The 12,032-nt window shown below is 44.0% G+C and carries 13 protein-coding genes; all 13 read right to left on the bottom strand.

Going from position 1 to position 12,032, the window contains the following annotated elements; genetic code table 11:
* Positions 1 to 3: 3 nt before the first annotated feature.
* Positions 4 to 426: a 3-hydroxyacyl-ACP dehydratase FabZ gene (fabZ, locus tag I2432_RS02370; protein WP_012515063.1), complete on the bottom strand. Its 423-nt coding sequence runs from the start codon at positions 424 to 426 to the stop codon at positions 4 to 6.
* Entirely contained in the window at positions 423 to 896 is a 474-nt protein-coding gene (gene accB, locus I2432_RS02365; protein ID WP_012515062.1) for an acetyl-CoA carboxylase biotin carboxyl carrier protein, read from the bottom strand. The genes fabZ and accB overlap by 4 nt, the downstream gene beginning before the upstream one ends.
* 1 nt (position 897) lies before the next feature.
* Complete coding sequence (gene fabF, locus I2432_RS02360) at positions 898 to 2,130, bottom strand: beta-ketoacyl-ACP synthase II (protein WP_159334817.1); 1,233 nt, start codon at positions 2,128 to 2,130, stop codon at positions 898 to 900.
* 15 nt (positions 2,131 to 2,145) lie between these two features.
* Positions 2,146 to 2,880: a 3-oxoacyl-[acyl-carrier-protein] reductase gene (gene fabG / locus I2432_RS02355; RefSeq protein ID WP_206156400.1), complete on the bottom strand. Its 735-nt coding sequence runs from the start codon at positions 2,878 to 2,880 to the stop codon at positions 2,146 to 2,148.
* A gap of 16 nt (positions 2,881 to 2,896) precedes the next feature.
* Entirely contained in the window at positions 2,897 to 3,817 is a 921-nt protein-coding gene (gene fabD / locus I2432_RS02350) for an ACP S-malonyltransferase (RefSeq protein ID WP_206156401.1), read from the bottom strand.
* 12 nt (positions 3,818 to 3,829) lie between these two features.
* Positions 3,830 to 4,816: an enoyl-[acyl-carrier-protein] reductase FabK gene (fabK, locus tag I2432_RS02345; RefSeq protein ID WP_012678449.1), complete on the bottom strand. Its 987-nt coding sequence runs from the start codon at positions 4,814 to 4,816 to the stop codon at positions 3,830 to 3,832.
* Positions 4,817 to 5,010: 194 nt separating this feature from the next.
* Positions 5,011 to 5,235, bottom strand: coding sequence for an acyl carrier protein (locus I2432_RS02340; protein ID WP_012515057.1), 225 nt, complete (start codon positions 5,233 to 5,235; stop codon positions 5,011 to 5,013).
* Between the two features lie 57 nt (positions 5,236 to 5,292).
* Entirely contained in the window at positions 5,293 to 6,267 is a 975-nt protein-coding gene (locus I2432_RS02335) for a beta-ketoacyl-ACP synthase III (RefSeq protein WP_012678450.1), read from the bottom strand.
* Positions 6,267 to 6,701 carry a fatty acid biosynthesis transcriptional regulator FabT gene (gene fabT, locus I2432_RS02330; protein ID WP_012515055.1) on the bottom strand — a complete coding sequence of 145 codons (435 nt, stop codon included), beginning with the start codon at positions 6,699 to 6,701 and terminating at the stop codon, positions 6,267 to 6,269. The genes I2432_RS02335 and fabT overlap by 1 nt, the downstream gene beginning before the upstream one ends.
* A gap of 79 nt (positions 6,702 to 6,780) precedes the next feature.
* Positions 6,781 to 7,572 (bottom strand): enoyl-CoA hydratase, encoded by a 792-nt coding sequence (locus I2432_RS02325; RefSeq protein ID WP_206156402.1) that lies wholly within the window; start codon positions 7,570 to 7,572, stop codon positions 6,781 to 6,783.
* A 326-nt stretch (positions 7,573 to 7,898) separates the two neighbouring features.
* On the bottom strand, positions 7,899 to 9,035 hold the full coding sequence (dnaJ, locus tag I2432_RS02320; RefSeq protein WP_206156403.1) for a molecular chaperone DnaJ: 1,137 nt from the start codon (positions 9,033 to 9,035) through the stop codon (positions 7,899 to 7,901).
* A gap of 156 nt (positions 9,036 to 9,191) precedes the next feature.
* Positions 9,192 to 11,021: a molecular chaperone DnaK gene (dnaK, locus tag I2432_RS02315; protein WP_041785294.1), complete on the bottom strand. Its 1,830-nt coding sequence runs from the start codon at positions 11,019 to 11,021 to the stop codon at positions 9,192 to 9,194.
* A gap of 404 nt (positions 11,022 to 11,425) precedes the next feature.
* Complete coding sequence (gene grpE / locus I2432_RS02310; protein WP_126436367.1) at positions 11,426 to 11,995, bottom strand: nucleotide exchange factor GrpE; 570 nt, start codon at positions 11,993 to 11,995, stop codon at positions 11,426 to 11,428.
* Positions 11,996 to 12,032 lie beyond the last annotated feature (37 nt).

Below are 12,032 nucleotides of genomic sequence, written 5' to 3'. Positions count from 1 at the left end.
CTTTTACTGCCCAAAAGCAAAGGTCAAGGTCCCACTAGCTGCTAATTTGCCATCAACCTCTGCCTTGGCCTCAACAACTGCTATTGTCCCACGACGCTTAATAAACCTAGCTGTCATGACTAGCTGGTCTCCCGGAACCACCTGCTTTTTAAATTTTACCTTGTCCATACCAGCGTAAAAAACAAGCTTGCCTTTATTTTCCTCTTTTGATAGCTCCAAGACGCCAGCAGTTTGTGCCAAGGCCTCCATGATCAAAACACCTGGCATGACTGGATACTGAGGAAAATGACCGTTAAAGAAGGGCTCATTGATAGTGACATTTTTGATGGCAACAATTTCATCGTCTGAAGCCTCTAAAATCCTATCAACAAGCAGCATTGGGTAACGATGTGGCAGTGCTTCTTGAATCTGTTTTATATCCATCATTTAATGCGTACCAATCCTTGTCCAAACTCAACCACGTCCTCATTGGCCACTAAAATCTCTGTCACGATACCATCGCAGGGAGCAGGAATCTCGTTCATGACCTTCATCGCCTCAACAATTAACAATGTCTGTCCCTTTTTGACACTATCTCCAACAGTAACAAATGGAGGCTTGTCAGGACCAGCTGCAAGATAAGCCACACCAACAAGAGGACTGTCAACTACTTCTCCTTCTGGCTCTTGCAGATCTGAAGAAGCAGGGAGTGATTCCTGTCTAGAGACAATCTCCTGCGTAAGGCTAATAGGTGCTACCTCCTGATGCAAGGTAACAGGCTCAGGAGCTGGTGCTGCCACCGGACGATGCTCATTTTTACTAAATAACAGTTCCCCATCACTTGATTTGAATGAAAATTCGCGGAGGCTTGAAGCATCAAACTGTGCCATCAAATCCTTTATCTCTTGAATATTCATTTTAATCCTCCCAACGCTTAAAGGCTAATACAGCGTTATGACCTCCAAAGCCAAAGGTATTTGAAATGGCATAACGAATATCGGCTTCTTTTCCTTGTCCAAAAATAACATTTGCTTCAATGTCGTCTGACAGTTCCTTTGTCCCAGCTGTCATTGGAACATAATTATGCCGCATTGCTTCTATCGTTGCAATAGCTTCCACAGCACCAGCTGCCCCTAGTAGGTGGCCTGTAAAGGACTTGGTTGATGAGACAGGAACCTCTTTGCCAAGTACTGCAACGATAGCTTGACTTTCTCCTTTTTCATTGGCAGGAGTTGAGGTGCCATGAGCATTCACGTAGTCAATAGCTGCTGCATCAATACCAGCCTCCTGCAATGCTAGATTAATGGCCTTACGAGCACCAAGTCCTTCTGGGTGTGGTGAGGTCATGTGGTAAGCGTCACAGGTATTGCCGTAGCCAACAATCTCAGCTAAAATAGTCGCACCGCGCTTTTGAGCATGCTCTAAGCTTTCCAAAACCAGCATACCTGATCCTTCACCCATGATAAAACCGTTTCGATCCTTATCAAATGGAATAGAGCTGCGGCTTGGGTCCTCAGTTGTTGACAAGGCAGTCAAGCTTTGGAAGCCCGCAATGGCAAATTTTGTAATGGCTGCCTCTGATCCTCCAACCATCATCACATCTTGAAGACCAAACTTAATTGTACGAAAGGCATCGCCAATAGCATCGTTTGAAGAGGCACAGGCTGTATTGATTGACTTACATACGCCTTGGGCATTCAGCTTCATGGCAACATTACCAGCCGCCATATTTGGCAAGGCCTTTGGCAGAGTCATCGGCTTAACACGCTTTGGCCCTTTTTCATGTAACCGAATCACCTGCTCTTCAATCTCTTGAATGCCTCCAATACCAGACGCTACAATAACACCAAAGCGGTCAGAATCAATCGCTTCAATATCTAGGCCAGCATGTTCAATCGCCTCTGTCGCAGCATATAAGGCATACAAGGAATACATGTCAAAGCGATTTAGATCCTTTTTGACAAAATACTTATCAAATGGAAAATCCTGAATCTCTGCTGCATTCTTAACAGCGAAGTCACTCGTATCAAATTTTGTGATAGGCTTAATACCAATATGACCTGCCTTTAAGCTTGACCAAAACTCCTCTGGAGTATGCCCAATTGGGGAAGTCACGCCATAACCTGTTACAACTACTCTGTTTAATGTCATTTTAATACCTCTATTTTATTGCATTGTCATGCCGCCGTCAATGGCAAGCACCTGACCAGTAATATAATCCTGACTAGCTAGGAAGCTTGCTGCCTGAGCAACTTCCTGCCCCTTACCAATACGCTTCATTGGAATTTGACTTAAAATCTGCTCCTGCATCTTTTCAGAAAGGACACCTGTCATATCAGATTCAATGAAGCCTGGTGCAATTGCATTTACCCGAATGCCACGCGCCGCAACCTCACGAGCAACTGATTTGGTAAAGCCAATCAAGCCAGCCTTGGACGCTGCATAGTTTGCTTGACCGATATTTCCTGTTAGGCCGACAACACTAGACACATTGATGATAGCACCCTGGCGAGCCTTTGTCATCGGCTTTAAGACCGATTGTGTCATGTTAAATGCTCCTGTCAGATTGACTTTTAAGACGCACTCAAAGTCCTCCTCTGACATTTTGAGCATCAATTTGTCATTAGTGATACCAGCATTGTTGATCAAAATATCCACAGAGCCAAGCTGCTCAATAGCCTCATCAACCATTCGCTTAGCATCAGCACCCTCTGAAACATCTCCTGAGATCGGCACAACCTTCACACCGTAATCCTTAAACGTCTCCACCAGCTCATCAGAAATTGCTGAGCGACCATTGAGAACAATGTTTGCACCCAGTCCTGCAAATTGGTGAGCCATTGCTAGTCCAATACCTCTTGTTGACCCTGTGATAAAAACGTTTTTTCCTTTAATTTCCATAGCTTAGCATTCCCTCCTATTTTCCCAAATACAATTGTAGGCTTGGCACATCTTCAACACTGCTGCATAGCAGCTTTTTGTCGATTTTTTTAATAAAGCCTGTTAAAACCCTGCCAGGGCCAATCTCAACAAACTGATTGACACCGTTAGCCTTCATAACCTCAATACTGTCGTAAAAACGAACAGGCTCCATGACCTGACGCGCCAATAATTCTGCAATCCGATCCTTTTCCATGACCTTAGCCTCTGTATTTCCAACCAGTGGCAGATCAAAGTCCTGAAATTGAATCTTGCTGAGCTCCTCTGCCAACCTTTGACTAGCAGGCGCTAAAAGTGCTGTATGGAAAGGTCCTGAGACATTCAGCGGAATTAAACGCTTCACTCCCTTTGCTTTTAAGATTTCAAGTGCTGCATTGACAGCCTCAGCTGTCCCACCAATAACAATCTGTCCTGGCGTATTATAGTTAGCAGGTGACACAACACCAACCGAGGAAGCCTCTTGACAAGCCTCCTCAATAAGCCTAGCCTCTGTATTCATCACAGCCACCATTTTACCAGAGCCAGCAGGCGCTGCTTCCTCCATAAAGCGTCCCCTTTTTGCAACTAACTCTAGAGCAGTCTCAAAGCTCAGAGCACCTGCCGCAACTAGAGCAGAATATTCTCCAAGAGAAAGCCCCGCCACCATATCAGGATGAACCCCGTAAGAAGTTAAGATACGGTAAATGGAGACTGAAGCGGTTAAGATTGCTGGCTGCGTGTAGGCTGTCTGGTTCAACCGATCCTGGTCGGTATCAACGAGCTTGCGTAAATCATAGCCTAAAAGCTGACTAGCCTGATCAAAGGTGTCACGAGCAATGGCATATTGGTCATACAAATCTCTTGTCATGCCTAGTGTCTGAGCACCCTGACCAGCAAATAAAAAGGCTGTTTTTGTCATACTTCTCCTTATTTATATCGTTTCGTTTTTGTCATCAGCTGCAAGAGCTTGCCAGCGCTTAGCTTCTTGACTAATCACTGCTGCTGCACCATAGTAGATATCCTTTAGGATGGCTTCACAGCTTTCTTCTGCTCTAATTAAGCCTGCAATCTGCCCTGCCATGACAGAGCCATTGATCACATCACCATCAATCACAGCGTTGCGCAGAGCTCCTGCTCCCATTTCTTCGATGTCACTAGCAGCCTTACGATCTGCTAAAAATTCTTTTTCAGCCTTAGCATAAGCTGATGTTAGCTTATTTTTGATAGAGCGTACCGGATGACCAACAACTTGAGCTGAAATGACAGTATCAATGTCCTTAGCCTTCAAAATTTTATCCTTAAAGCTTTGGTGAGCATTAGATTCCTTTGCCACAACAAATCGAGTTCCAACCTGAACAGCCTCAGCACCCAGCATAAAGGCTGCTGCTGCACCTCGACCATCTGCAATCCCACCTGCTGCAATAACTGGAATAGAAACAGCATCTACCACCTGCCTAACCAAGGTCATCGTTGTCAATTTACCGATATGGCCACCAGCCTCCATTCCTTCAGCAATAACAGCATCAACGCCTAATTTTTCCATGCGCTTAGCCAGGGCAACGCTAGGAACAACTGGAATCACGATAATACCTGCCTCATGAAGGCGCTCCATGTATTTCCCTGGATTTCCAGCGCCAGTGGTCACCACCTTGACACCTTCTTCGATCACCAAATCGACAATGTCATCTGCAAAGGGAGATAGCAGCATGATATTAACCCCAAAGGGCTTATCTGTGATCGCTTTGACACGATCAATATTTGCCTTGACCACCTCTTTAGGAGCGTTTCCTCCACCAATGATCCCAAGACCACCAGCATTGGAGACAGCACCTGCTAGATCACCATCAGCCACCCAGGCCATACCTCCCTGAAAAATGGGATAATCAATATTAAGTAATTCTGTAATACGTGTTTTCATAATAACCTTCTATGCAAAGAAATCAGGAGAATAATTTGATAATCAAACTATCATAATAAGAAGAAAGAGCGAGTTAGAGCCTGAAAGAGGGTCTAATCTCACCCTGATGGTTCGATTATTACATATCAATTGACCAACTAAAGCAGTTCATTAATCAGCAGGCTGGTTAATCAGTATTCTCACTTGCTTGAGCTTTATTTTGTTTTTTCTTCAACGTAGGCAACAAGGTCACCAACTGTGTTTAAGCCTTCTTCTGTTTCGATTTGAATGTCAAAGGCATCTTCGATTTCTGAGATCACTTGGAAAACATCAAGTGAGTCAGCATCTAAATCATCAAAGGTAGTTTCTAGGGTTACCTCTTCTGCGTCTTTACCAAGCTCCTCAACGATAATTTCTTGTACTTTTTCAAATACTGCCATTTTATGTCTCCTTAATATAAATATTTATTTTATAAATGTGCTAGGCACATGATATAACTAGATTTTAACAATTAGACTGCCCCATGTCAAACCTCCGCCGAAGCCCGACAGTAAAATATGCTGGCTGCCATCTAATTTAAGCTGTCCATTCTGGACTGATTCAGATAGTAAGATTGGTATACTAGCTGCACTGGTATTGCCATAGTGCATCATATTTTCCAGAAATTTCTCTCTTGGCATACCAATTTTCTTAGCCATCTTATCTAAAATACGCCGATTGGCCTGATGTAAAAGCAGATAGTCTAACTCCTCCTTGGCCAATCCTGATTGCTCAATGATTGCTGTAATGCTTCTTGAAACATCTCTAATCGCAAAGTCAAAGATAGCACGACCATCCATCTGAAGAAAGGAGTTGACCTCCTGTCCTTGAGAAAATGGTGAGCGCAGACTGCTCTGACCTGATGTCAGGCTTTGACCTCGCGCACCATCAGTATGTAAGGCCTCAGCTAGAAAATGCTGCTGCTCGCTGGCCTCTAATAAGACTCCGCCAGCACCATCTCCAAATAAAACAGCTGTGCTTCTATCCTGCCAATCAATAATCTTAGACAGGGTCTCTGCTCCAATAACCAAGCCTCTTTGATAAGCCCCTGATGCAATCAACTTATCCGCCATTGCTAAGGCAAAGACAAAGCCACTGCAGGCCGCTGTCATATCAAAAGCAAATGCATTAGTAGCACCGATAGCAGCCTGAACCTTTGCTGCCGTCGATGGCATGCTAGCATCTGGGCTAATCGTAGCAACGATGATAAAATCAAGTGCAGTCGCATCATATCCTGACCCTGCTAACAATTGCTCTGCTACCCGAATGGCTAAATCACTGGTCATCTCCACAGTGGAAATGTGACGCTTCTCAATCCCAGTCCGTGACGAAATCCATTCGTGGCTGGTGTCCATGATTTGCGACAGATCGTCATTACTAATAACCTGCTTAGGCGTATAATGAGCCACCTGACTAATTTTTGAAAAGACCATTAAACCAAATCCTCCAAAAACTGATGTAAGTTCCCCAAGCCACGTAACAGGGCTTGCATTTCGTCCTCATTCATATCAGCGATCACATGACCGACCATATTTTTATGGAATCTTGCATGGAGACGATCCAGAAGACGCCCCTTTTTGGTCAGTGACAGGTAAACAACCCGTCTATCCACGCTTGACCTTGTTCTTTCAATATAGCCCTTTAGCTCTAGCTTGTTTAAGCTAGTGGTAACCGTTCCTAAGGTAACCATGAGCTCTCTTGCGATGTCACTTGGCGTTACCTGCTGATATTTTCCAATAATCTCAATTGTGTGCATCTCCTTTAGAGAAACATCATTAAATTGACTTGTTTTTAAGCTCATTTCCTCAATAACCAAAATTCTGTTGAAAATATCAACTAAATATTGATTAATCTTATTATATTCCAAGTAAACACCTCCCTAGCTGTAAAATACTTTGATTTTCAAAGTATATCAGACATCAAAGTATTTTGCAAGCACATAAGAGCTATTTCCCCTGAAAATTTGGCCGCCTCCTATCTCCATAAGCCCTGACGCCCTCTTTAAAGTCCTCCTTAAAGGCCAATTCCTCTTGAATAGCAAGCTCTTTTTGAGCATAATCCTCCCAACCTGCAAAAAAGCTTTGCCATACCAAAGATTTCATGCCGGCGTAGGAATTTGAAGAGCCACGCCTCAAACGCTTTAACAGCTGACTACAGGTCTTATCAAGCTTATCTGACTCAGCAGCTCGATAGACAAATCCGTACTCAAGCCCTTTTTCTGCTGTCACCCCCTCACCGGTCATCACCAGATGAGTCGCTCTATTTAGGCCAACGGCACGTGTTAACAAGAAAAGACCGCCTGCATCTGGCGCTAAGCCGACATTAACAAAGGCCTGAATAAATTTTGTCTGGGTGCTAGCAATACAAAAATCCACCGCTAGGGCAATATTAAAGGCCGCACCAGCCACCGCACCATCAGCACAGAGGATAACAGGCTTTGGCAATTGCTTGATAGCAAAGGAAATGTCCTGAACCAGCTCAGCAATCTTGACCAGAGACTGGACATCATCTCTTTCAACAGCATTTTGCATCTCAACCAAGTCACCACCGACTGAAAAGACCTTACCCTTTGCCTTAATCACTAAAAAGCGCAAAGAGGGATTATCCTTAACCACCTGGATAGCCTCAAGAATCTCCTGACAGGCTGGAATATTAAAGCCATTAGAAACCTCTGGACGATTTAAGGTTAAAATGGCCAAATCCTCTTCAAGCTCAAAAATGATATTTTGAAACGTCATATCACTCCTCTTTTCTGACAGCTTATTTGATGAACAAATAATTTTATGACCAAATAATTTGACAATCAAATTAATTACTAGACTATAGTACACTAGAATCAGTCGTTATGCAAGAAAAAGATTGTAAAAAATACATTAAAATTATATACGCAATTTAAAAAGTTCAGTTCCAAAGCCAAGCTTAGATCCAGCACAGCCCTTATACCTCTAACAAAAAGAGCCTAAGACAAAAATGTCTCAGACTCTGCAGCTTTAGCATGACCTATGCTCAACCATTTCTATACAATTGTGATCAATCGCTCATAGAGTGTGTAAACAAGACCCGCTTAAATATCCTCTAGAGCGTCTTTGACCTTGTCAAAGAAACCTTTTTTCTTTGGAGCAATCGGCTTTTCGCCACTAGCCTCCGCAAAAGCCTTCAAGGCCTCCTTTTGAGCCTCATTGAGCTTGGTAGGCGTTACAATGTTTACAGTTACATGCTGGTCTCCTTGGCCTCCGCCTCGAAGCTTAGGAGCCCCCTTGCCCTTCAAGCGAAATACCTTACCAGTTTGTGTTCCAGCGGGAATAGACATGGCAACATCACCATGGACCGTTGGAATATCTACTGTATCTCCCAAAGCAGCCTGAACAAATGAAATATTCAAGCTGTAGTAAATAGTAGAGCCATTGCGCTCAAACTGTTTACTTGGAAGCACATTTAAAATAACGAACAAATCACCATAAGGTCCACCATTAAAGCCTGCTTCACCCTGACCCTGTAGGCGGATTTGTTGGCCGGTTTCAACACCTGCTGGGATTTTTACTGAAACCTTATGAACCTTCTTTTCATGACCAGTTCCATGACAGGTATGGCAAGGCTCTTTGATTTCTTGACCGCTGCCATGACAGACATCACAGGTCACCTGACGACGCATCATGCCAAGTGGGGTCTGCGTATCAACATTGATAACCCCTGAGCCATGACATTTACGGCAGGTTGTAGGACTTGTTCCAGGCTTAGCTCCTGAGCCTGCACAGGTGCTGCAGGTTGATTCACGATTGTAGCTGACTTCCTTTTCAGTCCCAAAAACGGCCTCCTCAAAGGAAAGGTTGACCCTGTATTGAAGGTCATCACCCTGACGTGGGGCATTGGGATTACGCATACCGCCGCCACCAAAGAAGCTTGAGAAAATATCCTCAAAGCCACCAAAGCCGCCGCCATCAAAGCCGCCAAAGCCTCCTGCTCCACCACCAAAGCCACCATTTGCTCCGGCTGCACCGTATTGATCATAGGCTGCGCGCTTTTGTGAGTCGCTTAGGGTCTCGTAAGCCTCCTGCACGTCCTTGTATTTTTGCTCAGCTCCCGGCTCTTTATTAATGTCTGGGTGGTATTTCTTAGACATCTTACGGTAAGCTCGTTTAATATCATCGGCTGAAGCGTCCTTTGAGACTCCAAGACGATCATAGAATTCCGTATTATTCATTTATTCTTTCCTTCATTGACAAAAACAGACGGAGCGAGGCGCCCCGCCTATTTGATTTCTATTTATTTAGCCTTGCTATGCTATTTTCTAGCAATTAGGGGAGGGGACTATCGCCTCAGTTTCTAGCTTTACTGAGCGGCCTCAGCTCCTCACAGCTTATTTTTCAGTGAACTCACCATCTACAACATCATCGCCACTGTTTGTTGAGCCTGTATCTGCTGCACCTTCTGCACCAGCCTGGGCTTGTTGTGCTGCAGCTGCTTGCTCGTACATTTTAACAGCAAGGGCTTGTGCTTTTTCATTAAGCGCTTCAAGCTTAGCTTTCATATCATCAAGGTCGCCTGACTCTTGAGCCTTCTTAAGCTCATCAAGAGCTGCTTGAGCAGCATCACGCTCTGTGTCAAAGCCTTTGCCTTCAGTTTCTTTAATAGTCTTTTCAGTTGCAAAGATAGCCTGGTCAACTTCATTTTTAAGGTCAACCTCTTCCTTACGTTTTGCATCGGCTTCAGCATTGGCTTCAGCGTCTTTCATCATGCGTTCAATCTCTTCTTCAGAAAGACCATCGTTAGATTTGATGACAATGTGTTGTTCTTTTTGAGTACCTAGGTCTTTTGCCTTAACAGAAACGATACCGTTTTTGTCGATGTCAAAGGTTACTTCGATTTGTGGGATACCACGAGGGGCTGCAGGAATGTCTGTCAATTGGAAACGTCCAAGTGTTTTGTTATCTGCCGCCATTGGGCGTTCACCCTGAAGCACGTGGATATCAACAGCTGGCTGGTTGTCTGCTGCAGTTGAGAAGACCTGTGATTTAGAGGTTGGAATTGTTGTGTTGCGGTCAATAAGCTTTGTAAAGACGCCACCCATTGTTTCGATACCAAGTGACAATGGTGTCACGTCAAGAAGAACAACGTCTTTAACATCACCAGTGATCACACCACCTTGGATAGCAGCACCCATCGCTACAACTTCATCAGGGTTCACTGATTTGTTTGGCTCTTTGCCAGTTTCAGCCTTAACAGCTTCAACCACAGCTGGGATACGAGTTGAACCACCAACAAGGATAACCTCATCGATTTCTGATAAGCTCAAGCCTGCATCAGACAGCGCTTGGCGAACAGGAACCTTCGTACGCTCTACTAAATCACGAGTCAGGTCATCAAATTTTGCACGAGACAGGCTCATTTCCAAGTGAAGAGGACCAGCAGCGCCAGCAGTGATGAATGGCAATGAAATTTGAGTTTGAGTGACACCTGAAAGATCTTTTTTAGCTTTTTCAGCAGCGTCCTTCAAGCGTTGAAGAGCCATTTTATCTTGTGATAGGTCGATTCCGTTTTCTTTCTTGAATTCTGCTACTAAGAAATCAATGATTTTTTGGTCAAAGTCGTCACCACCGAGCTTGTTGTCACCAGCAGTTGCAAGCACATCAAAGACACCATCACCCAATTCAAGGATAGACACGTCAAAGGTACCACCACCAAGGTCAAAGACTAAGATCTTTTCTTCTTTATCTGTCTTGTCAAGACCGTAAGCAAGAGCTGCTGCAGTTGGTTCGTTGACGATACGTTCTACCTCAAGCCCAGCAATCTTACCTGCGTCCTTAGTAGCTTGACGTTGTGCATCGTTGAAGTAGGCAGGAACTGTGATAACAGCTTTTGTTACCTTTTCACCAAGGTAGTCCTCTGCATAGCCTTTAAGGTATTGAAGAATCATTGCTGAGATTTCTTGTGGTGTGTATTCTTTACCATTAGCAGCAACCTTTTCAGAGGTTCCCATTTTTGATTTGATTGAGATAACAGTATCAGGGTTTGTCACTGCTTGACGCTTGGCAGCGTCACCGACAATGATTTCACCGTTTTTAAATGACACTACTGAAGGGGTTGTGCGGTTGCCTTCTGGGTTGGCAATGATTTTGCTTTCTGTTCCTTCAAGAACTGCTACTGCTGAGTTTGTTGTTCCTAAGTCAATACCAATAATTTTAGACATAATATTTTTTCCTCTTTTATATATTTATGATACTCCTCTTATGTGGCACGGACGCTAGCAGCTTCCTATGGAATCTCATAGCTGAAATTTGAGCCTAAAGTCTCAAATTTTCCGAGTCATAAAACACTAATGTTTTATGACTTTTGCCACGGCGAAGAGTATCGGTAATGCTCACTTCGTTCGCTTTTGCTAGCGCAAAAAGCAGCAATCTTATTTCTTATTTTCATAGTTTACCGTCATTTCGGACATGATTCATTTTATTGATTAGCTATCATCACGGGATAATTGCGACGTGAGATAGCAAAATCGATACCATTTTGCTATTGAGCTAGTAAGGAGTCTAGGCAAGCCGCCACAGCGGTTGCCGTCTAATGACGAGCCATTTTAATAGCCATCATTAGTGACTAGTTGTACACAACCACCATCGCTGGTCTTAGTAAGCGCTCATGAAGCTTATAGCCTTTTTGGAAAACCTGAGCGATACTATCTGCTGAGTGGTCATCATCTGCTGGTAGGGTTTGGACTGCCATGTGCAGATTGTGGTCAAAGGCTTCCACAGGAACCTCTTCAATACCTTCTTCTTTAAGGGCTTGAACAAGGCTTTCTTGCACCATTTCTAGGCCTTTTTTGACATCATCTGTCAGACCCTCAACAGCCAAAGCACGCTCCAAGTTATCTAAGCTTGGAAGGATTTTTTTAGCTAAATCCTGTGAACGATAGCGCTGCAAGCTTTGGCGTTCTTCATTCGCACGACGCTGAATATTTTGCATTTCTGCGTGAGCTCTGAGGTATTTATTTTCAAAATCCTCTGCTCGCTGGAGAGCCAACTCTAGCTCAGATATCTCTTTGGCTGCTTCATCAGCAACAGTATCAGCTGATTGATCAGCCTCTTCAACTGGCTCTACTGCTTCCTCAGCAGCCTCATCAAGAATGTCCTCTTGATCCTTGAGCTCTTCTTTTGGTTTTTTAGACAAGGTGTCTACCCCTTTCTTACATTTTCTTAAATCATAT

The organism is Streptococcus equi subsp. zooepidemicus, assembly GCF_015689395.1.
GTDB classification, from domain to species: domain Bacteria; phylum Bacillota; class Bacilli; order Lactobacillales; family Streptococcaceae; genus Streptococcus; species Streptococcus equi.
The sequence above is the reverse complement of the archived record's forward strand: the minus strand, read 5'-3'. Positions and strand labels throughout refer to the sequence as shown.